General features: G+C 42.2%; 25 protein-coding genes. 22 read left to right on the forward strand and 3 right to left on the reverse strand.

Features of this window, described 5'->3' with window-relative positions:
* Positions 1–120: 120 nt before the first annotated feature.
* A complete protein-coding gene (tmaR, locus tag AC3Z9T_RS02410; protein WP_070927160.1) occupies positions 121–453 on the forward strand; it encodes a PTS system regulator TmaR in 333 nt (110 codons plus the stop codon).
* Positions 454–596: 143 nt separating this feature from the next.
* Here the strand turns inward: tmaR and AC3Z9T_RS02415 are convergent, their stop codons facing one another.
* Entirely contained in the window at positions 597–1,226 is a 630-nt protein-coding gene (locus tag AC3Z9T_RS02415; protein ID WP_490124603.1) for an NAD(P)H-binding protein, read from the reverse strand.
* Between the two features lie 564 nt (positions 1,227–1,790).
* Entirely contained in the window at positions 1,791–5,039 is a 3,249-nt protein-coding gene (gene rne / locus AC3Z9T_RS02420) for a ribonuclease E (RefSeq protein WP_490124604.1), read from the reverse strand.
* Positions 5,040–5,583: 544 nt separating this feature from the next.
* Between rne and rluC the strand changes: the two genes are divergently transcribed.
* Positions 5,584–6,543: a 23S rRNA pseudouridine(955/2504/2580) synthase RluC gene (gene rluC, locus AC3Z9T_RS02425; protein WP_490124605.1), complete on the forward strand. Its 960-nt coding sequence runs from the start codon at positions 5,584–5,586 to the stop codon at positions 6,541–6,543.
* Positions 6,544–6,593: 50 nt separating this feature from the next.
* On the opposite strand, the gene AC3Z9T_RS02430 is transcribed toward rluC, so the two are convergent.
* Positions 6,594–7,178 (reverse strand): Maf family protein, encoded by a 585-nt coding sequence (locus tag AC3Z9T_RS02430; protein ID WP_490124606.1) that lies wholly within the window; start codon positions 7,176–7,178, stop codon positions 6,594–6,596.
* Between the two features lie 143 nt (positions 7,179–7,321).
* Here AC3Z9T_RS02430 and yceD point away from each other — a divergent pair, with 143 nt between their 5' ends.
* From yceD to umoD, 20 genes are all read left to right on the forward strand, one after another.
* Positions 7,322–7,846 carry a 23S rRNA accumulation protein YceD gene (yceD, locus tag AC3Z9T_RS02435; protein WP_490124607.1) on the forward strand — a complete coding sequence of 175 codons (525 nt, stop codon included), beginning with the start codon at positions 7,322–7,324 and terminating at the stop codon, positions 7,844–7,846.
* Positions 7,847–7,858: 12 nt separating this feature from the next.
* A complete protein-coding gene (gene rpmF, locus AC3Z9T_RS02440) occupies positions 7,859–8,029 on the forward strand; it encodes a 50S ribosomal protein L32 (RefSeq protein ID WP_004253223.1) in 171 nt (56 codons plus the stop codon).
* A 20-nt stretch (positions 8,030–8,049) separates the two neighbouring features.
* Positions 8,050–9,090 (forward strand): phosphate acyltransferase PlsX, encoded by a 1,041-nt coding sequence (plsX, locus tag AC3Z9T_RS02445; RefSeq protein ID WP_490124608.1) that lies wholly within the window; start codon positions 8,050–8,052, stop codon positions 9,088–9,090.
* 3 nt (positions 9,091–9,093) lie between these two features.
* Positions 9,094–10,044: a beta-ketoacyl-ACP synthase III gene (locus AC3Z9T_RS02450; RefSeq protein ID WP_490124609.1), complete on the forward strand. Its 951-nt coding sequence runs from the start codon at positions 9,094–9,096 to the stop codon at positions 10,042–10,044.
* 18 nt (positions 10,045–10,062) lie between these two features.
* Positions 10,063–10,995, forward strand: a complete 933-nt coding sequence (fabD, locus tag AC3Z9T_RS02455; RefSeq protein ID WP_490124610.1) for an ACP S-malonyltransferase — start codon at positions 10,063–10,065, stop codon at positions 10,993–10,995.
* Positions 10,996–11,002: 7 nt separating this feature from the next.
* Positions 11,003–11,737, forward strand: a complete 735-nt coding sequence (gene fabG, locus AC3Z9T_RS02460) for a 3-oxoacyl-ACP reductase FabG (RefSeq protein WP_490124611.1) — start codon at positions 11,003–11,005, stop codon at positions 11,735–11,737.
* Between the two features lie 155 nt (positions 11,738–11,892).
* Positions 11,893–12,129, forward strand: coding sequence for an acyl carrier protein (acpP, locus tag AC3Z9T_RS02465; RefSeq protein ID WP_008910816.1), 237 nt, complete (start codon positions 11,893–11,895; stop codon positions 12,127–12,129).
* 78 nt (positions 12,130–12,207) lie between these two features.
* On the forward strand, positions 12,208–13,452 hold the full coding sequence (gene fabF / locus AC3Z9T_RS02470) for a beta-ketoacyl-ACP synthase II (protein WP_490124612.1): 1,245 nt from the start codon (positions 12,208–12,210) through the stop codon (positions 13,450–13,452).
* Positions 13,453–13,686: 234 nt separating this feature from the next.
* Positions 13,687–14,517, forward strand: a complete 831-nt coding sequence (gene pabC / locus AC3Z9T_RS02475; protein ID WP_490124613.1) for an aminodeoxychorismate lyase — start codon at positions 13,687–13,689, stop codon at positions 14,515–14,517.
* Positions 14,518–14,535: 18 nt separating this feature from the next.
* Entirely contained in the window at positions 14,536–15,564 is a 1,029-nt protein-coding gene (gene mltG / locus AC3Z9T_RS02480; RefSeq protein ID WP_490124614.1) for an endolytic transglycosylase MltG, read from the forward strand.
* A gap of 1 nt (position 15,565) precedes the next feature.
* On the forward strand, positions 15,566–16,192 hold the full coding sequence (tmk, locus tag AC3Z9T_RS02485; protein WP_490124615.1) for a dTMP kinase: 627 nt from the start codon (positions 15,566–15,568) through the stop codon (positions 16,190–16,192).
* A gap of 9 nt (positions 16,193–16,201) precedes the next feature.
* Positions 16,202–17,194 (forward strand): DNA polymerase III subunit delta', encoded by a 993-nt coding sequence (gene holB, locus AC3Z9T_RS02490; protein ID WP_490124616.1) that lies wholly within the window; start codon positions 16,202–16,204, stop codon positions 17,192–17,194.
* Between the two features lie 11 nt (positions 17,195–17,205).
* Positions 17,206–17,997, forward strand: a complete 792-nt coding sequence (locus AC3Z9T_RS02495; protein ID WP_490124617.1) for a metal-dependent hydrolase — start codon at positions 17,206–17,208, stop codon at positions 17,995–17,997.
* A gap of 28 nt (positions 17,998–18,025) precedes the next feature.
* Positions 18,026–18,376, forward strand: coding sequence for a purine nucleoside phosphoramidase (gene hinT, locus AC3Z9T_RS02500; RefSeq protein WP_490124618.1), 351 nt, complete (start codon positions 18,026–18,028; stop codon positions 18,374–18,376).
* 10 nt (positions 18,377–18,386) lie between these two features.
* Complete coding sequence (locus tag AC3Z9T_RS02505) at positions 18,387–18,803, forward strand: YcfL family putative periplasmic lipoprotein (protein WP_490124619.1); 417 nt, start codon at positions 18,387–18,389, stop codon at positions 18,801–18,803.
* Positions 18,803–19,384, forward strand: a complete 582-nt coding sequence (gene lpoB, locus AC3Z9T_RS02510) for a penicillin-binding protein activator LpoB (protein ID WP_490124620.1) — start codon at positions 18,803–18,805, stop codon at positions 19,382–19,384. The genes AC3Z9T_RS02505 and lpoB overlap by 1 nt, the downstream gene beginning before the upstream one ends.
* Positions 19,377–20,246, forward strand: coding sequence for a phosphotransferase (locus AC3Z9T_RS02515; protein WP_490124621.1), 870 nt, complete (start codon positions 19,377–19,379; stop codon positions 20,244–20,246). The genes lpoB and AC3Z9T_RS02515 overlap by 8 nt, the downstream gene beginning before the upstream one ends.
* Positions 20,247–20,301: 55 nt before the next feature.
* Entirely contained in the window at positions 20,302–21,321 is a 1,020-nt protein-coding gene (gene nagZ, locus AC3Z9T_RS02520) for a beta-N-acetylhexosaminidase (protein WP_490124622.1), read from the forward strand.
* A 428-nt stretch (positions 21,322–21,749) separates the two neighbouring features.
* Positions 21,750–23,054 (forward strand): NAD(P)/FAD-dependent oxidoreductase, encoded by a 1,305-nt coding sequence (locus tag AC3Z9T_RS02525; protein ID WP_490124623.1) that lies wholly within the window; start codon positions 21,750–21,752, stop codon positions 23,052–23,054.
* 454 nt (positions 23,055–23,508) lie between these two features.
* Positions 23,509–24,111, forward strand: coding sequence for a UmoD family flagellar biogenesis regulator (gene umoD / locus AC3Z9T_RS02530; protein WP_369513874.1), 603 nt, complete (start codon positions 23,509–23,511; stop codon positions 24,109–24,111).
* The last annotated feature ends 24 nt before the right edge of the window (positions 24,112–24,135 follow it).

The following is a 24,135-nucleotide window of genomic DNA, read 5'->3' on the forward strand; positions in this document are numbered from 1 at the left end:
AGCACTATTTTACTGTTTTTAAATCAATGAATAGGTGAAATAGAGCTGTAACACTCTACTAATAAAAGGTATTGTGTAGGTAGAGATACGTTTTGTTTTTCTAATAGAGGGTTTTTAAACATGGACAACGCTAATAAGCAATCTTTCCAAAATGTCCTGGAATTTGTGCGTATGTATCGTCGTAAAAATAAAATTCGCCGTGAAATTACCGATAACGAAAAGAAAATTCGTGATAACCAAAAACGTGTTTTACTGCTTGATAACCTGAGTGATTATATCAAGCCGGGAATGACTATCGAAGAAATTCAAGCGATTATTGCCAATATGCGCAGTGATTATGATGATCGTGTTGATGATTACATCATTAAAAATGCAGAGCTATCGAAAGAGCGTCGCGAAATCTCAAATAAATTAAAAGAGATGGGTGATTTAAGTAAGAAAGACGTTAAGTAAATCACGCTGAGCCGAGTTAAACTCGGCTCAGACTGCTGACAAACAGAATATGTTTGTCAGCAGTCGTTTAACACGGGATGGAAAAAACACGTTTTATCCCACTTCGTCAACAACCTCTGCCCGAGTTAAACCCAGCTCTCACATTAGGCTCCCCAACCTGGTTTTAAATCAGGGTCAATAACGGCAAATATTTGTCGGTAACTACTTTTATCATCAACCAGTTTAGCGAGAACGAGCGCTACATCTTCCCTGCTGATCACGCCGTGTGCTTCATTCGACAGTAATTGTGCATTATGTGTTGCTGGTACACTCATCAAACCGCCGGGCCTAATAATGGTGTAATTTATCTCACTGCTCTGTAGATAGCTCTCAGCCATCGATTTTTGTCGTACGGATGGACCGAATAGTGATTTAGCTCTAGCTGATAATGTTGACCAGCTATCACCACAACCGATTGATGTAACAAATAATAAACGTGCTATATTATACTGCTCTGCTTTACGGATAATGTTATAGTTGCCATAAAAATCAGCTTGAGCACCACCAATTGTAGTAAATAGCACGGTTTCTGGGGTGGTTTGAGTGAAAATACTGTCTAAAGAATTAAGATCAGTTGCATCACCAAGGGTAGTTTGAATACCTAGAGCGGCTAATCGCTCAGCATCTTCTACTCGACGAACTAAAGCGGAGACTTGATGCCCTTGCTTAACACCCATTTTTGCTAAAATATGACCAATTCCTTTGGTCGCTCCGAAAATCACCCAATGAGCCATTTTTTGTTCCTTTTAGTTTAGTCATTAAAGAGGGCAGTTTAATGGGAAACAAAGATTAAACTGCGCCTTTTGAGCTACATTGTAGCGTGACTGCTCTTCGCCGTAAATGGCGAAGCCTCCCACTTCTCAGGCCTCTATCGTCTGTACCACGGGTTTACGCTGGCTTTCATGGGCAGAGACGACGAATCCGTCGCCTGTAATGCCTGTATCCGTATATTATCATGATGAAAGGCCATTTCATTGAGCCTACTGCATAGCTCTTTGGTGGAGCTTATCCGGAAAAGATACCGTATCAGTCAGCGAAGCGTCTATTTCATTGTGCAATAAAGTCTCTCAGAAATGCTTTAACGATGGTTCTTTAAAGCCCTAGGCTTTTCGCCTTATCTCTACGCCCGCATTGAGCGAAGGTTTACGGCGGGATTTTGCTAACATTCTATTTGTTAATGCCTTAATTGGATTTTTCCCCTAGCAATTTATATTGTTATTGCCATGTTTAAAATAAAAATCCCTCGAGTTTATCGAGGGATTTTTGGGGAAAAACAGATTTAGTTGACGAGTAATCGATTATTCGTCGTTAGCCGGTTTTGCCATTTCTGCTGTAGCACGACTGGTTGCAACATGGCCACCGGCGCCTTTGCTAACAAAGTTTGAAGCTTCGCGTTGGTAAACTTTTACTTCAAACGCAGATGCAACGACTTCTGGTGCAGGTGCTTTGGTCATTGGTGAGTAAGCATGACGCACGGCTTTACTGGCAACGATGACCGCAGATTTTGTCACACTAGCTGTTACTGTTTGGACAGCAGGCTCTTCGATGATGTTTGCTGGAAGTTGCTCAACTGGAGTTTCTTCAACTTGAACGACTTCAACAGGCACTTGTTCAACTAGCTGCTCTGCTTTTGGTTGTTCAACCTCAGTGTTTTCAACGACTTTCTCTATTGCTACAGGCAATACTTCAACCTCAGATTGTGGTTGTGACTCTTCTGGCGTTTCTTGCGCTGGTTGTTCCACATGTACCGCAACAACAGGTTCTGCTTGCGGAGCAAATGCAGGCTCTAAATTAACAGATTGTTCGTCCGTCTCTTCAGTAACGATATCAATTGCAGCTTCTTTTGGCTCAACAGAGGCCGCTTCGTGCACTGCTACAACCGGTTGAATCGCCATGTCGATTGTTTCAACAGATTCCGTATTGAACGCGCCTTGTTGCTCAAGCATCTCTTCATTAGTGATAATTGCGACCGCATCTTGTTGTGTTTGAACAATTGGGTAGCTAATACACACTTTACCTGATGCAAGTTCAGGAGAAGCAACGGCAGCAAACAGTGGCATTGGTGATTTAGTTAAGTGACGCTCATCACGATAACGACGACGGCGTTGACCACTGACACGTAAGTGACGAGGTGAGCGGCGTGAACGACGCGGAATGATGGTATCTTGCTTATCTTCATCATCTGATTGAGTTTCTGGTAACTCATCATTATTGCTTAGCTCAACAACATGTCTAGCTTGCGTTTCAACAGGCGCTGGTAATGCAGCCAGTGGCTTAACATTATTTTCAGCGGCAACTTCTGTTGTTACTGCGATTTCGCTTGGTGCAACCACTTCAACATTATCAGTAATACGAACTTTTTGTGTTAACTGACGACGTTGGCGACGTGGTGTTACTGGACGTGGCTGAGTATCTTCTTTCTCTACAGTTGTTGCATCAACTTCTTGAGTGGCATCTTGTTGAGTTTTAGCGACTTGTTGTTGACGTTTGTCATCTTGACGGCGGCGACGTTCAGCACGTTGATCACGGCGTTGTTGCTGCTGTGCATCGCGATTATTACCATCAGTTGCCTGATCGTCTTGCTGATTAGCATTCTTATTGTTGCGGCCCTTACGATTGTTATTATCGTCAGTTTGCGCATTACGATTAGAACGATTATCGCGGTTATCACGATTTTCATTGTTGTCATCGCGATCACGACGATTGTTGCGGCGGTTATTGTTATTACGACGATCGTTATTACGACGTCTATCGTTGTTCTGACGATTCTTCTCAACAGGTTTTTCAACAACTTTTTCTTCTTCGCCAAACAGTTTTTTGAAGAATGCAGCAATTTTACTGAATAAACCGACCTCTGCATCTGCTTTCGCAGCTGGTTTTGGTGTTTGAGGGCGTGGTTTATTTTCTTTTTGTTTGCTTGCAACAGGCTGCTCTACTGGCTCCTGTAAAGCAAACGCAGAAATTGCAGGTTGCTCAGGTGCTTTACGTTCAGCGGTTGTCTCATCGGTATTATTTAGCGTCTCAGTTTCATGATACTGTGCTAAGTTGTAGCTCAGTGTATTAACTTCTTCGCCTTTACGAATGCGGATCACGTGGAAATGTGGTGTTTGCATCTGATCGTTAGGTACGATAACGACACGTACATTACGTTGACGCGTTTCAATTTCACTGACCGCTTTGCGTTTTTCGTTCAGCAAGTAAGACGCAATCTGTACAGGGACAATCGCATGCACTTCATGTGTGTTTTCTTTAAGTGCTTCTTCTTCGATCAAACGCAGGACAGAAAGAGACAGTGACTCATTGTCACGGATGGTGCCAGTGCCTGAACAACGTGGGCAAACATGGTGGCTAGATTCACCTAAAGATGGGCTCAAACGCTGACGAGACATTTCGAGCAAGCCAAAGCGAGAGATGCGTGCAATTTGGATGCGCGCTCTGTCTTGGCGAACAGCTTCACGTAAGCGGTTTTCAACTTCACGTTGATGCCTTACTGGCGTCATATCAATAAAGTCAATAACGATTAAGCCACCGAGGTCACGTAAACGTAATTGGCGAGCAATTTCGTCGGCAGCCTCTAAGTTAGTATTGAACGCAGTTTCTTCGATATCGCCACCGCGGGTTGAACGTGAGGAGTTGATATCGATAGCTGTCAATGCTTCAGTGGTATCAATAACTAATGCACCACCTGATGGAAGACGAACTTCACGTTGAAACGCAGACTCAATCTGTGATTCGATTTGGTAATGGCTAAATAATGGAACATCGCCACTATAATGTTTGATCTTACTAGCAAAGTCACCGCGGCCAATTGCTTCAATATGGTTACGTGCCATTTCGACCACTTTAGGATTATCGATAAGAATTTCACCGATATCAGGGCGTAAATAGTCACGGAACGCACGAACAATAACGTTACTTTCTTGATGTATTAAGAACGGCGCAGGGCGGTTTTCTGCAGCTTTTTTGATAGCTTCCCAATGACGTAAGCGATAGAGCAAATCTTGCTGTAAAGACTCTGCTGATTTACCTACACCTGCGGTACGTACGATAAGACCCATACCATCAGGAATTTCTAGAGAAGACAGCGCTTCTTTTAGCTCAGTGCGATCTTCACCTTCAATGCGACGTGAAATGCCGCCTGCACGAGGGTTATTTGGCATTAATACCAAATAGCTACCTGCTAGGCTGATGAAGGTGGTTAATGCGGCACCTTTATTACCACGTTCTTCTTTATCAACTTGAACGATAACTTCTTGGCCTTCTTTCAAAACATCTTTGATGTTTGGACGACCCTGAGAGTGATAGTTGCTTGGGAAGTATTCGCGAGCGATTTCTTTGATAGGAAGGAAACCATGCCTTTCAGCACCGTAATCAACAAAAGCGGCTTCAAGACTAGGTTCAATACGAGTGATTTTACCTTTGTAAATATTCGCCTTTTTTTGCTCATGACCAGGGCTTTCGATATCCAGATCATAGAGGCGTTGCCCATCAACAAGGGCAACACGCAACTCTTCCTGTTGAGTTGCGTTTATTAGCATTCTTTTCATATTGTTACTTACTCATTATTTTTACTTTCAATAAAGAGCAGCGAAAAAGGGAGCTATTGTAAACCGATGGCCTCGTGATTTTTACAAAACCGCCTGCCTCACGGCAGTCGTTCGTATAGAGACGCGCAGTATTCGGTGAACCTGATTTTTAGATTAAAAATTCAGCGTTCTTAATCAGGAAGCCGTCATAATTTAAATTAACGGAAGTTCCCAACCCAATAAGCTAATATTCGTTGCTCGCTAAATATTTGATTTTGTTAGACGTCTTACGCCATTGCAGCGTCTTTACTCAATCAAATAGTAAACTAGTATCTCATGCCAATTATCGTTTTATCAAACATGATGGCAATTGTGTATTATTCCACTGCCGATGACATTATAGCAAGTCGATAGATCAGTTATATGAAAATTTTATTTAGAAATATGACCAACAAGCTATTCTTTGACCAAATAAAAAAAAATGATAAAAAAATTTTCGGAGTCGGTATGATATATTCTGCAAATGAGGTCGTAATTTAATCAATTAGAGTTAACACATTTTTGAATGAATACACAAAATCAAGTTCAGTTTATTGATATTAGCGATGATGAAGCCGGACAACGCATCGATAATTTCTTGCTCGCAAAATTAAAAGGTGTGCCTAAAAGCATGATTTACCGCATTATCCGGAAAGGGGAAGTGAGGGTAAACAAAGGGCGTATCAAACCTGAATACAAACTTGCCGAAGGCGATCAAGTCAGAGTACCTCCAGTTAGAGTGGCTGAGCGTGAAGACGCGCCCGTTTCCGCAAAACTGGATAAAGTCGCGGCATTAGCCAATTGCATTCTATATGAAGATGACTCGATCCTCGTGATTAATAAGCCTTCAGGTACGGCTGTGCACGGTGGTAGCGGCCTAAGTTTTGGGGTTATTGAAGGGCTACGTGCGTTACGGCCTGAAGCACGTTTCTTAGAATTGGTGCACCGTCTTGACCGTGACACATCAGGTATTTTGCTGGTGGCTAAAAAGCGTTCTGCATTACGCGCACTGCACGAACAATTGCGCCTAAAACAAATGCAAAAAGATTACTTGGCGCTTGTACGTGGCAATTGGCAATCGCACACTAAAGTCGTTCAAGCACCATTACTCAAAAATATTTTGCAAAGTGGTGAGCGTGTAGTTCGCGTTAGTCCAGAGGGTAAACCATCAGAAACGCGTTTTAAGGTGGAAGAACGTTTTGAGAACGCCACGTTAGTGAAAGCAAGTCCAGTGACAGGGCGTACCCATCAAATTCGCGTTCATACTTTACATGCGGGGCACCCAATTGCTTTTGATAATCGTTATGGTGATAAGCAATTTGACAGCCAATTGGCAGGAACTGGTTTAAAAAGATTATTTTTACACGCAAGTTCATTAAAATTTACCCATCCGAAGAGTGGGGAAGAGATGCGTATACAAGCGCCGCTTGATAATGAATTAAACCAATGTTTAAAAGTACTGCGTTCACGCAAAAGCCATCAGTGAAAATGTAGCCGGCAGATAGAAAGATAATCTACCGGCTATCTACTTAATACTTAATCATTTAATGGGCTATAGCCATGATGGCGCAACATCTCAAGCAGTAAAATCAATGGTAGACCAATCAGGGTATTTGGATCGCGTCCTTCCAGCCTATCGAATAAGGCAATACCTAACCCTTCAGATTTAAAACTTCCCGCACATTGATACGGCTCTTCTTTGCGTAAGTAAACATCGATTTCTTTATCGCTGAGTGAACGAAAATAAACATTAAATAATTCGCACTGTATTTGATAACTACTTGTACTTGAATCAAGTAAACATAGTCCCGTATAAAAAGTGACCTTGTGTCCTGACGCTTTTTTCAGTTGGTTAAACGCGTTGTCATAATTAAGTGGCTTACCCATGATCTCCCCATCAATTACACAGACCTGATCAGAGCCAATAATTAAGTGTTGTTGATATTGCCCACTGATGGCATGCGCTTTCGCATATGCTAAACGCATGACTAAAGCTTCTGCGGATTCATTGAGAACAGTGCTTTCGTCGACATTAGGTGCAACCGCTAAAAATGGTAACCCAAGCTTTTTCAACAACTGTTGTCGGTAAGGTGAGGTTGATGCCAAAATAATCGATTTCATAATTTTTCTCGAAACTCATAGCCAAAAGGGTTAACTCATTTTAAACTATCTGGCGCTTAACAGGCGATTTTTTGGTGAAAAGGCGAGTTTTGCCCGCCTTTTTCTTTGACTATAGTTCATTACAAAGTTAATATGCGCGCCTTATGCAAAAGGTAAAATTACCCCTGACTATCGATGCGCAGCGTGCAGCTCAGAAAAACCTCGACTATGTCGGGAGTTATAAACCTGAGCAAGTTACACGTATTGCTGAATCAGTAGTCAGTGTAGACAGTGATGTTGAGAGCGAATTATCATTTAAAATTGATAATCAGCGTCTGACGGTCATAGAGGGGCACTCTGATGTGGATGTCACCCTACAATGCCAGCGTTGCAGAAAAGATTTCAAACATCATGTTTACGTATCGTATTGTTTTAGTCCTGTCGTCAATGACGAAAAGGCCGAAGCATTACCGGAAGGCTATGAACCAATTCAAATTGATGAATTCGGTGAAATAGATTTGCTGGGAATGATAGAAGATGAAATAATTCTATCCTTACCAGTGGTTCCGGTTCATGATTCTGAACACTGTGAAGTGTCCGAAGCGGACATGGTTTTTGGCGAACTACCTCCTGAGGCAGAAAAACCAAATCCATTTGCCGTATTAGCCAGTTTAAAGAAAAGTACTTAAGGAGTAAGGTCAATGGCCGTACAACAGAATAAACCAACTCGTTCAAAACGCGGTATGCGTCGTTCACATGACGCACTGACTGCTACCCTAGTTTCTGTAGACAAAACTTCAGGTGAAACCCACCTGCGTCACCATGTGACTGCAGACGGTTACTACCGTGGCCGTAAGGTTATCAACAAGTAATTCATTTACAAGTTGAGACTTTGGCTAATCTAACCATTGCGTTAGATGCTATGGGCGGGGATGTTGGTCCCCGCGTCACAGTGCCTGCTGCATTGCAGGCTCTGGCATCTAATCCAGCACTCAAATTATTGCTAGTCGGTCAAACTGACGCCATTCAACCTCTGCTTGCACAACAAAGTGCGGAGCTGACTTCGCGTATCGAAATTATTCCAGCACAAAGCGTGATAGCTAACGATGCCAAGCCATCAGCTGCTATACGCCAAAGCAAAGGAACCTCGATGCGAACGGCGCTAGAATTGGTCAAGACGGGGCAGGCACAGGCGTGCGTAAGTGCCGGCAATACTGGTGCATTGATGGGTTTAGCTAAGTTAATGTTAAAATCCATTGAAGGTATTGAACGACCTGCGCTGATGACGATTTTGCCAAATCAGCAAAAAGGCCAAACGGTTGTGCTAGATTTAGGTGCGAACGTTATTTGTAGCAGTGAGATGTTAGTGCAATTTGCTGTGATGGGCTCAGTGGTTGCTGAGGAAGTCGCAAAAATTGTTTCACCGAAAGTGGCGTTGCTCAACATTGGTGAAGAAGAAAGTAAAGGTTTGGATAATATCCGCGAAGCCGCCGCAATCCTCAAAGAAACTGCGGCAATAAATTATATCGGTTATGTCGAAGGTAATGAATTACTGACGGGCAAAACAGATGTGTTTGTGTGTGACGGCTTCTCAGGTAATGTCACGCTAAAAACAATGGAAGGGGTGATACGAGTTATTCTTTCCTTGTTAAAATCATCAGAAGAAGCACAGAAAAAGCCTAGCTGGTTAATGAAACTGGCTAAAAAATGGCTTAAAAAACGCCTAATGAAGCGTTTTGGGGAGCTGAACCCCGACCAGTATAATGGTGCAACTCTGTTAGGATTAAAAGGTATTGTCATTAAAAGTCATGGTGCTGCAAATGAAGGCGCATTTAAAGCTGCCATCGAACGCGCAGTACAAGCCGTTGATAGACAAGTTCCTGACAGAATAGCGGCTCGGTTGAATATCGTATTACCCAGGAGTGATCAATAACCTATGTATAGCAAAATATTAGGCACAGGCAGCTATTTACCAACACAAATTAGAACTAACGCTGATCTGGAAAAAATGGTTGATACTTCTGATGAGTGGATTGTAACTCGCACAGGTATTCATGAAAGACGCATTGCCGGTGAAGATGAAAGTGTTGCAACAATGGGGTTCCATGCAGCGCAACAAGCGCTAGAAATGGCTCAAGTGGATAGCAGCGAAATCGGTTTAATCGTCGTTGCAACAACCTCATCAACACATGCATTTCCAAGTGCTGCATGTCAAATCCAACAAATGTTGGGGATCAATGACTGTGCTGCTTTTGATATTGCCGCAGCATGTGCAGGTTTTACTTATGCGATCAGCATCGTTGATCAGTTCGTTAAAACAGGCATGACGAAAAAAGCATTAGTAATTGGTGCAGATGCACTGTCTAAAACATTAGATCCAACTGACCGTGGCACGATTATACTATTTGGTGATGCTGCGGGCGCGATGGTGATCGGTGCTTCTGAAGAACCAGGTATTTTATCAACTCATTTGCATGCTGATGGTCGCTATGGTGAGTTGTTAGCGCTGCCAAATCGTGAGCGAGGCTCCGATGAGCAAGCGTACTTAACCATGACTGGTAATGAAGTATTTAAAGTTGCTGTGCGTGAATTGGCACATATTGTCGATGAAACTTTAGCTGAAAGCGGTATTGCGAAAGAAGATCTTGATTGGTTAGTACCTCATCAAGCAAATTTAAGAATTATCTCTGCAACCGCGAAAAAGCTTGATATGACCATGGAAAAAGTGGTTGTAACGCTAGATAGACACGGTAACACGTCAGCGGCTTCTGTGCCGACCGCATTTGATGAAGCGGTGCGTGATGGGCGTATCCAACGTGGCCAATTAGTGCTTCTTGAAGCATTCGGTGGTGGCTTTACGTGGGGCTCTGCACTCGTTCGTTTTTAATTTACTGAGAAAAAAGACATGACACAATTTGCTATGGTTTTTCCCGGTCAAGGGTCTCAGTCTCTCGGTATGTTGTCTGCGTTAGCGGCTGAAAATGCGCTCGTGGAACAAACATTCGCTGAGGCATCTGAAGCGTTAGGTTACGATCTCTGGGCATTAGTGCAAAACGGGCCAGAAGAAGAATTAAATAAGACATGGCAAACTCAGCCTGCATTGTTAGCTGCCTCTGTGGCTATTTTTCGTGTTTGGAAAGCGAAGAATGGCCCAATGCCAGCCATGATGGCAGGACATAGCCTTGGTGAGTATTCTGCATTAGTTTGTGCTGGCGTGATGGATTTTAAAGACGCAATTAAATTAGTTGAGTTGCGCGGTAAGTTGATGCAAGAAGCTGTTCCAGAAGGCACTGGTGCCATGTATGCGATTATCGGTTTAGATAATGAATCGATCGAAAAGGCATGTCAGGACGCAGCGCAAGGGCAGGTTGTCTCACCGGTTAACTTTAACTCACCAGGCCAAGTCGTTATTGCTGGTGAAAAAGCGGCGGTTGAGCGTGCCGGAGCAGCGTGTAAAGAAGCAGGTGCGAAGCGTGCACTGCCATTATCAGTGAGTGTACCTTCACATTGTGCATTAATGAAGCCTGCCGCTGAAAAATTAGCCATTGCATTACAAGACATTAGATTTAATACGCCGGTTTTCCCTGTTATTAACAATGTAGATGTAAAAATTGAGCAATCAGCTGAAAATATTCGTGATGCTTTGGTTCGTCAATTGTATAATCCAGTTCGTTGGACTGAAACGGTAGAATTGATGGCAGATCAAGGCATTGAACATCTTGTTGAAGTAGGGCCTGGAAAAGTACTTACTGGTCTTACCAAGCGTATTGTCTCTAATTTAACTGCCGTTGCAGCCAATGATCCTGTATCATTAGCGACTGCGTTAGAAAACCTCTGAGGACGATATGAGCTTTGAAGGAAAAATTGCACTTGTAACAGGTGCTAGCCGTGGTATCGGTAAAGCGATTGCTTTAACACTTGCTGCGCGTGGTGCTACCGTTATCGGTACTGCAACGAGCGAAAGTGGTGCAGAAGCGATTTCTGCTTACTTAGATGGAAAAGGCAAAGGTTTTGCTCTGAATGTGACAGACCCTGCATCAATTGATGAAACCTTGAATAATATTCGTCAACAGTTTGGCGAAATTGATATACTGGTAAACAATGCAGGTATCACTCGTGATAACCTTTTGATGCGCATGAAAGAAGATGAGTGGCAAGATATTATTGACACCAACCTTTCATCCGTTTACCGTTTATCTAAATCCGTATTACGCGCCATGATGAAAAAACGTTGTGGACGTATTATTTCTATCGCATCTGTTGTCGGTGTGATGGGAAATGCGGGGCAAGCGAATTATGCAGCAGCAAAAGCTGGGCTGATTGGTTTTAGTAAATCATTAGCTCGCGAAGTCGCTTCCCGTGGTATCACCGTCAATGTCGTTGCGCCTGGTTTTATTGAAACTGATATGACCAAAGCATTGACAGATGAACAGCGTGCAGGCATTTTATCTCAAGTTCCTGCTGATAGACTGGGTGATGCGCAAGAAATTGCCAGTGCTGTAGCATTCTTGGCTTCTAATGAAGCTGGTTACATCACAGGTGAAACATTACATGTCAATGGCGGCATGTACATGATCTAAAGAAATGATGGAACCATTTGCATTATTAGTGTTAATTAGCGCAAAATAATGCAAAATTTAGGTTTCAACAGCCGGGATTGGGTTGTATCTTTTCCTGTATTTTATAAACTACGAAAACCATCGCGAAAGCGAGTTTTGATAGGAATTTTAATAGTATGAGCACTATCGAAGAACGCGTTAAGAAAATCATCGTTGAGCAACTGGGTGTTAAAGAGGAAGAAGTTGTAACAGCAGCTTCATTTGTTGATGACTTGGGCGCTGATTCTCTTGACACAGTTGAGCTGGTTATGGCTCTGGAAGAAGAGTTCGATATCGAAATCCCTGACGAAGAAGCTGAAAAGATCACTACAGTGCAGGCTGCGATTGACTACGTCGAGAACGCATCAAAGTAATAGCTTTAAAACTTATCTAGGCGGTCACTCGACCGCCTATGTTTCTTTTGTAACTTTTTCCCTCCTTGGAGGATTTACGTGTCTAAGCGTCGTGTAGTCGTAACCGGACTGGGCATGTTATCTCCTGTCGGCAACACAGTTGAATCATCATGGAAAGCTGTTTGTGACGGACAGAGTGGTATCAGCCTCATCGAACATTTTGATACTACCAACCACGCAACTAAATTTGCTGGCGTAGTCAAAGATTTCAACTACGAAGATTATGGGATCTCCCGCAAAGAAGCGCGGAAGATGGATCCATTCATCCAGTATGGTATTGCTGCTGGCTCTCAAGCCATCAAAGATTCTGGATTGGAAGTAACAGAAGCCAATGCTACTCGTATAGGTTTAGCGATTGGTTCTGGTATTGGTGGTCTAGGCTTGATCCAAGAGAACTGTGAAGCAATGCTAGCTGGCGGTCCTCGTAAAGTGAGTCCATTCTTCGTACCTTCAACTATCATTAATATGGTCGCAGGTCATTTGAGCATCATGTACGGCCTTCGTGGGCCAAGCATTTCTATTGCTACTGCTTGTACTTCAGGTGTACATAATATTGGTCATGCAGCGCGTATGATCGCTTATGGTGACGCTGATGTCATGTTAGCGGGCGGCGCCGAAAAAGCAACAACCCCACTTGGTGTTGCCGGTTTTGGTGCTGCGCGTGCGCTGTCAACGCGTAATGATGACCCTCAAGCGGCTAGCCGCCCATGGGATAAAGACCGTGATGGTTTTGTTCTCGGTGATGGTGCGGGTATTATTGTTCTTGAAGAATATGAACATGCGAAAGCGCGCGGCGCAAAAATTTACGCTGAAATTGCTGGCTTTGGTATGAGCAGTGATGCTTACCATATGACATCACCACCTGAAAATGGTGAGGGTGCTGCAATGGCAATGGTCAATGCGTTGAATGATGCAGGTATTGATGCAACGGCAGTGGGTTATATTAACGCACATGGTACATCAACCCCAGCAGGCGATCTCGCTGAAGCACAAGCCGTGATTTCAGTATTTGGTGAAGACACCGATGTGTTAGTTAGCTCGACTAAATCAATGACCGGTCACCTCTTAGGTGCTGCGGGTGCAATCGAGTCTATCTTTACGATTTTATCGCTGACAGAGCAAATTGTTCCACCAACGATTAACCTTGATAACCCAGATGAAGCTTGCAAGCTGGATTTTGTACCTGGCGAAGCACGTAAAGTGGATAACATGGAGTACGCTCTGTGTAACTCATTTGGTTTTGGTGGTACAAACGGTTCATTGATTTTCCGTCGCTATCAGTAGACTTAATCGACACTAATATTATTGCGTTAAATTATATTTGTATCAAGCAAGGCACCTTTTTTAGGTGCCTTTTGCTTTTCATGCAACTTAACCCCATTAATACCTTTAAAACAATGCTAGTCGTTTTAAACTTGCTTTATATTTGATTGATTTTGCAGTCATCTTCACTTTAGTTTATGATAATCAGCATTCTATTACTGACTGATTTATCAGCTATTATTGTAAGAGTTATCAATGTCATACTGGGTTAATGGGGTTGCATGTCGTCAAATTGATGCCTCTGATCGCGCGGTGCAATTTGGCGATGGTTGTTTTACGACTATTCACGTGTTTAATCATCAACCAAAGAATATTGACAATCATATTGCACGCCTTGTGCAGGACAGCGCTCGCCTACAATTGCCTCAGCCGGATTGGCCACAATTAAAGCAGCATATTCAACAAATTTGTCAGCAGCAGGCGAATGATGAATTTGTGATGAAGGTAATTATTAGTCGTGGTATTGGAGGTAGGGGGTATAGCTCTTTGGGCTTTGAACAACCAACGGTTATTGTCTCTGTTTCAGCATTTCCTCAACATTATCAGGCGATACAGCAAACTGGCGCTAATTTAATACTCAGCAAAGTGCCAATCAGTAAAAATCCATATCTAGCGGGTATCAAGCATCTCAATCGTTTGGAACAAGTTCTGATACGTCAAGAAATCGATGCGGCGCATGTAGACGAAGCATTAGTTGTCGATACGGATGGTGTTTTAATTGAGTGCTGTAGCGCCAATATTTTTTGGCGCAAAGGTGAGGCTGTATTTACGCCAAGTCTGGCTGCCTCTGGGGTGAATGGATTAATGAGACAAAAGATTATAGCGCTGCTCTCAACAAGCCAGTACCATCTTCAGGAAGTCGAGCGCTTTCCTGATGTTTTGGGGTGTTGTGAAGAGGTTTTGCTCTGTAATACGTTAATGCCGATTTTACCTGTGGCTACCATCAATTTAGGTAAAAATAAGGCTCAATGGCAATACTCATCAAGGGAATTGTTTGAATATCTTTTTTTACGTTGCCAAATTTAGTGATTAAGTGGTTGATGAATGAAACTAGCTAAGAAAATTTCGATTGCAGTGGTGGTGGTTATCTTGATCATTGGTGCTGCGGCTTACTATATGTATCAGCAGGTTTTGAATTATGCGAAAGCACCGCTCAATTTGACACAAGAAAAAATCTTTACCGTTCCTGCGGGAACGGGACGCGTGGCATTTGAAACCTTATTAGTGGATGAAAAGGTGATCAATCCAAGTTATCAGTTTCAGTGGTTACTGAAATTACGTCCTGAGCTTGCCAAAATGAAAGCAGGAACTTATCGTCTACAGCCCAATATGGATGTAGAACAGATGTTGGCGTTGATCTCTAGCGGCAAAGAGGCGCAATTTTCTATACGTTTTGTTGAAGGGAATCGCTTATCTGATTGGACAAATATTTTACGCGATGCCCCTTATTTAAAGCATGAAACAGACGATAAAACGCAAACCGAGTTATATACTTTTATTGGCTTTGAAGGTGATGGTGCGCTGGAAGGGTGGCTATATCCAGATACCTATTTGTATACCGCCGGCACACGAGATCTTGATATCTTAAAACGTGCTCATCAGCAAATGAAAAAGAGTGTTGATGAGATATGGCAAGGGCGCGATAAAGAATTGCCATATAAAAATGCCTATGAAATGTTAATCATGGCATCGATTATTGAAAAAGAAACTGGAGTAGATAGCGAACGCAATCAAGTCGCTTCTGTTTTTGTGAATCGTTTGAAGAAAAACATGCGCTTACAAACTGACCCAACAGTGATTTATGGTTTAGGTGATAAGTATCGCGGCAAAATTTATCGTAGTGATTTAGATAACTATACACCATACAATACTTATCGAATTGATGGTTTACCACCAACACCGATTGCGATGCCAAGCCTTGCCTCTATCAAAGCCGCCGCGCATCCAGCCAAAACGGATTATTTATACTTTGTCGCTAATGGGACTGGAGGTCATACCTTCAGTAATAGTCTGAATGACCATAATCGTGCGGTCAAAGTCTATCGACAAATTGAAAAGCAGAATGATAAGTAACATGAAAAACGCCTATATTGTTATTGAAGGATTAGAAGGTGCAGGGAAAACCACGGCCATTAACACTGTTGTGGAAACCTTAAACCAAGCGGGTATTCAAAATATTGCTTTTACACGTGAACCGGGAGGTACCCCTTTAGCCGAAAAACTGCGTGAGTTAATTAAGCAAGGCATTTCAGGGGAAAAAGTAACCGATAAGGCAGAAGTCTTGATGCTATATGCTGCACGTGTTCAACTGGTCGAAAATGTGATCAAACCTGCATTAGCTGGAGGTCAATGGGTAGTTGGTGATAGACATGATTTGTCTTCTCAAGCCTACCAAGGTGGTGGGCGAGGTATTGATCGTCAATTGATGCAATCACTACGTGATTTGGTGCTTGGTGATTTTAAACCAGCGTTGACTTTATATTTAGATTTGCCTCCTGAACTCGGTTTACAGCGAGCTCGTGCTCGAGGTGAGTTAGATAGAATAGAAAAAGAATCATTAGCATTTTTTGAACGCACCCGCGAACGCTACCTTGAGCTGGTGGCGGCGGATGACACGATCTTAACGATTGATGCAAGCCAAAATATTGAACAAGTTCAGCAAGATATTCGCCAAACATTGCAAAAATGGTTGGCTAGGTAAGGTGAAGGTATGAATTGGTACCCTTGGTTGAATGAAACGTATCGTCAATTGGTGACGTCCTATCAACAAGGCCGTGGGCACCATGCATTGTTGTTACACTCACTTCCGGGCAATGGTGCAGAAGCTCTATGTTATGGTATTAGCCGCTGGCTAATTTGCCAAAATACGGATGGTTTAAAAAGTTGTGGTGAGTGTCACAGTTGCCAATTGATGTTAGCAGGAACTCACCCTGATTATCACGTTTTAGAGCCTGAAAAAGGCAAAAATACGATTAGCGTGGAGTCAGTTAGAAAATTAACTGACACCTTGAGTAACCACGCACAACAAGGCGGTGCTAAGGTAGCTTATATACCACGTACTGAAGCATTAACCGATGCAGCGGCAAATGCGTTGTTGAAAACACTCGAAGAGCCAACTGTACAGACTTACTTTTTGTTAGGGTGTGAAAAGCGCGAGAGTTTATTGGCGACATTGCGTAGCCGTTGTTTAAGCACGTTTCTGTCTCCTCCAGAGTTACAAACGGCGTGGTATTGGTTACAAAAACAGATTGCTGGTGTTAACTATAATGACGCGCTAACCGCATTAAAATTATGCCAAGGAGCGCCAATTGCTGCGATGTCATTGCTACAACCTGAGCATTGGCAACAGCGTACAACATTGTGTCACACTTTAGCGCACGCCTTGCAGCAGGGTGACATGTTGCCATTGTTGCCAGTGATGAATAATGACAATGCGATCGAACAGATTGGCTGGGTGTTAGGGTTGTTGAGTGATAGCATGAAACTACAACAACAGGCGACTCAGTTCTGTTTAAATCAAGATCAGCTACCTCTTGCGAGTATTTTGGCATCCCGTATGTCAAAAGCGCAGTTGTTTGATGTCTATGAAGCTTGGCAAAATTGTCGCCATCAATTGTTAACGGTACCCGCACTTAATCAAGAGCTACTTTTAACTAATCAGTTATTACAATGGGAAGCACTGGTTGCTCTCCCTACAGCATAAAAGAGTAAAATATGTTTGTTGTTGATTCACACTGCCATCTCGATTGCCTCGATTATGAAAAATTACATACTGGCGTTGATGATGTTATCGCAAAAGCATCGCAACGCGATGTTGGTTTTATGTTAGCGGTCGCCACGACATTACACGGTTTTGATAGTATGAAAACCTTGATTGGTGAGCGCCCGAATGTGGCATTTTCTTGTGGTATTCATCCGTTAAATCTGGATGAAGGCTATGACTTTGACCGTTTGGCACAACTGGCTGCGGGTAACGAAGTGGTTGCATTGGGGGAAACGGGTCTAGATTATTATTATCAAAAAGAAAACGCTGCTCTTCAGCAAGAGTCGTTTCGCCAACATATTCGTATTGGTCGCCAAGTTAATAAACCTGTTATTGTGCACACACGTGATGCACGAGAAGATACATTAACTATTTTGCGCGAAGAGAAAGTGGCTGAATGTGGTGGAGTGCTACATTGTTTCACTGAAGATAAAGAGACGGCCATTGAATTACTCGATTTAGGTATGTATATCTCTTTTTCTGGCATTGTCACCTTCCGTAATGCAGAGCAAATTCGTGAAGCAGCAAGGATTGTGCCATTGGATCGAATTTTAGTTGAAACAGATTCACCTTACTTGGCGCCTGTTCCTCACCGTGGAAAAGAAAATCAGCCTGCCTATGTGCGAGATGTCGCTGAGTATATGGCGGTATTAAAAGGTGTGAGCACTAATGAAATGGCTCGCATCACCACTGAAAACTTTAATCGTTTATTCCATATGAATGTTGGTGCGATTAAAGCGTAATTGTTTGTCACTATTAAAGGAATTTGCAATGGCAGAAGAAACTATTTTCAGTAAAATTATTCGACGTGAAATCCCCGCTGATATCGTTTATCAAGATGAACTGGTGACAGCGTTTCGTGATATATCACCACAAGCACCTTCACATATTCTCATTATTCCAAACAAATTAATTCCAACTGTGAATGATGTAACTGTGGATGATGAACTGGCTCTTGGGCGTTTATTTACGGTTGCTGCAAAAATTGCTCAGCAAGAAGGTATCGCAGAAAGCGGCTATCGTTTGATTATGAACTGTAATGAACACTCAGGGCAGGAAGTTTTCCATATCCATATGCATCTTGTTGGTGGGCGTCCACTGGGTCCATTACTGGCGAAGTAAAGGTTAAACGATGAAAAAACCATGGGCTATTGTGACCCGTTGTTTAGTACTCGGTTCAGTGCTCCTCTCCTTGAGTGGTTGTATTTGGGGAAAAAGAGATGGCTTGGTGTTCAATGAGCAACAAAGTGTCATTATGGAGCCTTCTGTGCTGGCCCATGGGGTTATTGTTGAACAACCTGTCGTGAGTGTTGATAACTACGCAACGGTTGCTACAATCAATATGAGCAACAGCCAACCAAAGGCAGTAACGGTCATGTATCGGCTCTATTGGTATGATGATAAAGGGTTAAAAATTGCCACTTCACATGATTTGCTGCAATCAATACCCGCCAATTCGTCGGTAAGCGTGAGTGCACAAAGTACATCACCACTCGCGCGCAATGTGCGCATCTATGTATTTTTACCGCAAGTGCTTGGAGAAAAATAATGAAACGGATCTTACTGGTTGCCGCTGCAGCCATGATATTGGCGGGGTGTCCTTCTTTTCACCCTGAAGGGCCGCAAACGCCGCCGCCAGTCGTACCAATAGAGCCAACTGAGCCAGCTGAACCTGTTACGCCACCGCCTTCAGATAAGGTGCCGACACCACCGAAACAAAAAACTACGGACTGGTCTTCAGCGGTTTCACCATTGATAAATCAAATGGTCGGCACAAGTGGTATTGAAAGTGGCAAAGTGTTATTAGTTGATTCAGTCAAAAATAATACGACGGGATCGTTTTCGGTACAAAATGCCACTACAGCCATCGTAAAAGCGGTTGATAATAGCAACCGTTTTAAAGTTGTTCCGCAAGATGTTGCGAATGCAGCACGTAAAACATTAGGGTTATCTCAAGAAGATAGCTTAGTGACACGCAGTAAAGCGATCGGTTTAGGCCGTTATGTGCAAGCAGATTATGTGTTGTACAGTGTTGTTTCTGGCTCAAGTAAACAACGTGATATTGAAATGCAGTTAATGGCAGTACAAAGTGGTGAAATCCTTTGGTCAGGAAAAAACGATATTGAGTAATCATCACTCTTTATTAGCCCTATTAGCAGGTTATTTCCCAGAAATAAACAGTAAAAACTGGGAAATAACGCCACTAGCAGGGCTATCAGGAGGCAGTTACCACCTACGAGCCGTGACCGGAATGCAAAACATTGATGTGATTGCGCGTGCTCAAGGTAAAACACAATCTGCATTGATGGTCAATCGGCGCAAAGAAGCGCGTATCTTGCATCAATTACAGGGGTTTGCTCAAGCGCCAAGGCAATTAGCTAGAAATCGTGACTGGTTGCTGTTGTCATGGTGTGCAGGGCAACATCCGAGCACTGAACAGTTTTTCACTTCTCAATTCCAATCGGCTTTGGCCGCAACTATCGCTAAATTACATACTCAACCGTTGCTGAGTTACCGTTTACAGCTGAGGCAAGAAATTGCACATTATGGGTGTTTGGTCGATTGCAAAAGGCAGCAACCCCGTTGGCAGCGATTGCATCGTTATTTCCTTTCGTCACCTATGCCAAAAACGTTAAAGCTAGCACCTGCGCACATGGATATTCATCGTGGTAATATTTTGTATGTGAATAATAATATCATGTTGTTAGATTGGGAGTATGCGGCAAATGCCGATATCGGACTGTCTTTAGAAACCTATTTTCAAGCTAATCAACTTGATATAGAGCAGCGTCAATTCTTTTTGCATCAGTATGGTGAGTATTGTGGTGCTTATACCGATGTGCTAGGTCTAGCTCGCCATTGTGCGCGCTGGGAGCCTTGGGTGAAATATATGATGTTGATGTGGTATGAAGTGCAATGGAATCAAAGCCAAAATCCTAATTTTTTGTTAGGATCACGACCATTAAGGCAGTATTTCCATTTAACCAATTAATGTAAATTTGTAGTTGTTAGTAATAATAGCAAATAGTTTAAACAGTGAGGCATGTATGGGTCCGATAATGCTAGATGTTCAGGGTTATGAACTGGACAATGAAGAGCGTGAAATATTGGCACATCCGTTAGTTGGCGGGGTGATTTTATTTACTCGTAACTTTCATGATGCAGCACAATTAAGGGAATTAGTTCGCCAAATTCGTGATGCGTCACGCCATCGTTTGTTGATTGCGGTTGACCAAGAAGGTGGGCGCGTTCAGCGTTTTCGTGATGGATTTACCGCATTACCCTCAGCCCAAGCATTTGCGGCTTTGAATAGCCAATCAGAAGGTGCCCAGCTCGCTGAAGAGGCGGGTTGGTTGATGGCATCTGAAATGATTGCGATGGATATCGATATCAGCTTCGCTCCAGTGCTTGATTTAGGCCATCAAAGCATTGCGATTGGGGAGCGTTCTTTCCATGAGGATCCTGAAATTGCGATGGTCATGGCAGAACGTTTCATTAAAGGAATGCGTAGTGCAGGTATGAAAACGACGGGGAAACATTTCCCAGGTCATGGTGCAGTTAAAGCCGATTCGCATAAAGAAACGCCTCGCGATGACCGTGCGTTAGAAATTATCCGTAAAAAAGATATGTCAATTTTCAGGGATTTTATTCAGCGTGATTTGCTTGATGCGGTGATGCCTGCGCATGTGATATACACACAAGCCGATGACCGTCCTGCGAGTGGTTCACCTTTCTGGTTAAAATCAATCTTACGTGAACAGCTTGGCTTTAATGGGGTCATCTTTTCTGATGATCTGTCAATGGAAGGTGCTGCGATCATGGGCAGTTATCCTGAACGTGCCGCAGCATCGTTATCGGCGGGCTGTGACATGATATTGGTGTGTAATAATCGTACTGGCGCGGTCAATGTTTTAGATAACCTACCAAAACAAGCGGCTAGTATAGCTTCATCACTATTCCATAGCGGTCGTCAATACAGCTTGAAAGAGCTGCAAGCGGCACAGCGCTGGCAAGAAAGCCATAATAAATTAGTGGACTTGCATCGTAAGTGGCAAGAACAGCGCTAATCAGCGACTAACAGCAGTTTATTTTAAAGTTAAACACCTGATGGTAATGCTATTAGGTGTTTTTTTATATCTATTTATATTCAATAAATTACATATCACATCATTCATTACGGTAGCTAAAGCAAACCCTTCAGAATAGAATAAGTAATTCTCATTATCAAATAGGTTGGTAATTATTTCTAATATTGATTAATATCAATCTATTGATAGCTGACTCGTTTCGTAATGGCTTTGATATGAACCAAACATGTGAACGCTGTCATATTAATCAGTTAATTTGATATACATCAATATTTGGTATGACCAAATAACCAAGCGTGGTATTCTGACGTGTCAACAAGGGTTTATCCGTGCTTATTAGTGTTATTTAAGTTTTTTATTTCCGAAAAAGCTTAAATAACATTAATTTATTTTGTAACGAGGAATACATGACCTTATCTCAACCTAAGATTGTTATTGTGGGTGGTGGTGCAGGTGGCTTAGAGCTAGCAACACGGCTTGGTCGTAAATTAGGGCGTAAAAAACGCGCTGAAATTACCTTGGTAGATCGCAATCCTAGCCACCTATGGAAACCATTGCTACATGAAGTTGCTACAGGTTCATTAGACGATGGTGTTGATGCATTAAGCTATCTTGCACATGCACGCCACAATGCATTCAATTTTCAGTTGGGTTCGTTGACGCAAATTGATCGTGATAATAAGAAAATCATACTTGGTGAATTACGCGATAAAAATGCAGAGTTACTAGTACCTGAGCGTGAAATTGATTATGACATTTTAGTCATGGCATTAGGCAGTACTTCAAATGACTTTGGAACCGCTGGGGTCAAAGAACACTGTATTTTCCTAGACAATCCTCAACAAGCGCATCGTTTCCATGATGAGATGCTCAATTTGTTCTTGCGTTATTCTGTGCGTGATAATGCAGAAGAAAAAGTGAATATTGCGATTGTGGGTGCCGGTGCGACAGGGGTGGAGCTATCTGCTGAGTTGTACAATGCTGTCGAGCAGTTAACTAGCTATGGTTTTAAAGGATTAGACACAGATGCATTGAACGTCACGTTGGTTGAAGCAGGGGAACGTATTTTACCTGCATTGCCGCCGCGTATTTCGAGTGCCGCTCACCAAGAGCTCAACAAATTAGGTGTTAAAGTACTGACAAAAACGATGGTCACCAGCGCTGATGATCAAGGATTAAACACCAAAGACGGTGAAAAAATTCATGCTGACCTGATGGTATGGGCGGCAGGTATCAAAGCACCTGATTTCATGAAAGATATTGCTGGGCTAGAAACCAATCGTATTAACCAACTTGTGGTTAAACCAACGCTGCAAACTACGTTAGATAACACTATTTTTGCCATTGGTGATTGTGCTTCCTGTGCTAAACCTGAAGGGGGTTTTGTACCACCACGTGCACAATCTGCACACCAAATGGCCAGCCGCTGTTATGACAATATTTTAGCTATGATGAAAGATAAACCGCTGAAAGATTATGTTTATAAAGATCATGGTTCGTTAGTTTCTCTATCTCGTTTTAGTACAGTTGGTAGCTTAATGGGGAACTTAATGCGTGGCGATATGATGGTTGAAGGACGTATTGCGCGTTTTGTCTATATTTCACTGTATCGAATGCATCAAATAGCACTTCATGGCTATGTTAAAACCGGTTTAATGATGTTAGTAGGAAGCATTAACCGTATTATTCGTCCGAAACTAAAGCTGCATTAGTTATTCATTGTGCATATTTAATTGTTCAGTCCTCGCTTATAGCGGGGGCTTTTGCATTGAAAATACAATAAATGATACCGAAATAATATGCTGATAATCATTATTTTGAGGAATAATAATTGATACCATATTCTAAAAATAATGAAAATAACCTGTTAATTGAAATAAAATATCAGCTTTAGTTTATTTCTTGATTTTTAATAATGTGGAAAAACAAATAGTATTTCAATCATCTATTCGGTTAGGAAAGTTTGATTAAAATCAATCTGTAAAGAAGAATTTAATTGTGGGTTATTGATTTAGCAGCAACTATGATTAAGTTAAATTTATACTAACTTGCTCTAGGTTAAGAAAAATCTAAAACTTGCATTTATATTGACGCTAGTTATCGAATTTTTAAAATGAGCAGATACAATAAGTCTATTCTCGAATGCTGTTTTAATAAGGGCAAGCTATGAAGCTAAAATATAAATTGCTATTAGCCGCTGTGGTTATTTGCCTCATTATTATTACAGCTATTTTCATGTTATCGTCATCACAGAAGAATAATAGATTAGCCACTGTGCTTTCAACTGAGCCAATTAAATCGCACCGTTTAATCGAATATGAAAACTGCTCAGTTATCGGTGTGTTAGATGGTTTTAGTCAAGAATACTTATCACGTTACCATCCTGCACAGAGTGAATGTAAAATGGTTTTTCTGATCGAAGCACTACAAACGAATGGTTTTCCACCACCCGTTGAAAAGAAATACCGTAACTGTGTCATTACACAAAAAATTGAGCAAATAGTCGTGGGTTATGATGTGGTCTATCGTATTGGTAATACGTTAGGTAAGGTGCAAACGACCTACGATCCCGGTTTGTTTATTCCTCTCGATAGCTTAGGTCGTTTAAACTTATCTGCATCAAGTAACCAAATGTGCGAAGCCGCTCGCAAGAATGTCGATGCGCTAGTCCCTTTTTATTGCGTCAAATTAGATGAGCCTAATGGTAATTCACTGAATAATGCGGTGGATATCTACCCGGGTAAATATACTTATGCTTATTTTGAATAATTTATAGTAAATAAATCAAGAAAT

The organism is Providencia sp. 6390 (assembly GCF_058148425.1).

What these genes read in the sequence shown, in the direction of transcription:
- tmk (WP_490124615.1), top strand. Translation starts at nt 15,566, where the DNA reads ATGAAAAACGCCTATATTGTTATTGAAGGATTAGAAGGTGCAGGGAAA.
- holB (WP_490124616.1), top strand. Translation starts at nt 16,202, where the DNA reads ATGAATTGGTACCCTTGGTTGAATGAAACGTATCGTCAATTGGTGACG.
- yceD (WP_490124607.1), top strand. Translation starts at nt 7,322, where the DNA reads ATGCAAAAGGTAAAATTACCCCTGACTATCGATGCGCAGCGTGCAGCT.
- umoD (WP_369513874.1), top strand. Translation starts at nt 23,509, where the DNA reads ATGAAGCTAAAATATAAATTGCTATTAGCCGCTGTGGTTATTTGCCTC.
- AC3Z9T_RS02415 (WP_490124603.1), bottom strand. Translation starts at nt 1,226, where the DNA reads ATGGCTCATTGGGTGATTTTCGGAGCGACCAAAGGAATTGGTCATATT.
- fabD (WP_490124610.1), top strand. Translation starts at nt 10,063, where the DNA reads ATGACACAATTTGCTATGGTTTTTCCCGGTCAAGGGTCTCAGTCTCTC.
- tmaR (WP_070927160.1), top strand. Translation starts at nt 121, where the DNA reads ATGGACAACGCTAATAAGCAATCTTTCCAAAATGTCCTGGAATTTGTG.
- AC3Z9T_RS02450 (WP_490124609.1), top strand. Translation starts at nt 9,094, where the DNA reads ATGTATAGCAAAATATTAGGCACAGGCAGCTATTTACCAACACAAATT.
- AC3Z9T_RS02430 (WP_490124606.1), bottom strand. Translation starts at nt 7,178, where the DNA reads ATGAAATCGATTATTTTGGCATCAACCTCACCTTACCGACAACAGTTG.
- mltG (WP_490124614.1), top strand. Translation starts at nt 14,536, where the DNA reads ATGAAACTAGCTAAGAAAATTTCGATTGCAGTGGTGGTGGTTATCTTG.
- hinT (WP_490124618.1), top strand. Translation starts at nt 18,026, where the DNA reads ATGGCAGAAGAAACTATTTTCAGTAAAATTATTCGACGTGAAATCCCC.
- fabG (WP_490124611.1), top strand. Translation starts at nt 11,003, where the DNA reads ATGAGCTTTGAAGGAAAAATTGCACTTGTAACAGGTGCTAGCCGTGGT.
- rne (WP_490124604.1), bottom strand. Translation starts at nt 5,039, where the DNA reads ATGAAAAGAATGCTAATAAACGCAACTCAACAGGAAGAGTTGCGTGTT.
- AC3Z9T_RS02505 (WP_490124619.1), top strand. Translation starts at nt 18,387, where the DNA reads ATGAAAAAACCATGGGCTATTGTGACCCGTTGTTTAGTACTCGGTTCA.
- lpoB (WP_490124620.1), top strand. Translation starts at nt 18,803, where the DNA reads ATGAAACGGATCTTACTGGTTGCCGCTGCAGCCATGATATTGGCGGGG.
- AC3Z9T_RS02525 (WP_490124623.1), top strand. Translation starts at nt 21,750, where the DNA reads ATGACCTTATCTCAACCTAAGATTGTTATTGTGGGTGGTGGTGCAGGT.
- acpP (WP_008910816.1), top strand. Translation starts at nt 11,893, where the DNA reads ATGAGCACTATCGAAGAACGCGTTAAGAAAATCATCGTTGAGCAACTG.
- rluC (WP_490124605.1), top strand. Translation starts at nt 5,584, where the DNA reads ATGAATACACAAAATCAAGTTCAGTTTATTGATATTAGCGATGATGAA.
- nagZ (WP_490124622.1), top strand. Translation starts at nt 20,302, where the DNA reads ATGGGTCCGATAATGCTAGATGTTCAGGGTTATGAACTGGACAATGAA.
- rpmF (WP_004253223.1), top strand. Translation starts at nt 7,859, where the DNA reads ATGGCCGTACAACAGAATAAACCAACTCGTTCAAAACGCGGTATGCGT.
- AC3Z9T_RS02495 (WP_490124617.1), top strand. Translation starts at nt 17,206, where the DNA reads ATGTTTGTTGTTGATTCACACTGCCATCTCGATTGCCTCGATTATGAA.
- pabC (WP_490124613.1), top strand. Translation starts at nt 13,687, where the DNA reads ATGTCATACTGGGTTAATGGGGTTGCATGTCGTCAAATTGATGCCTCT.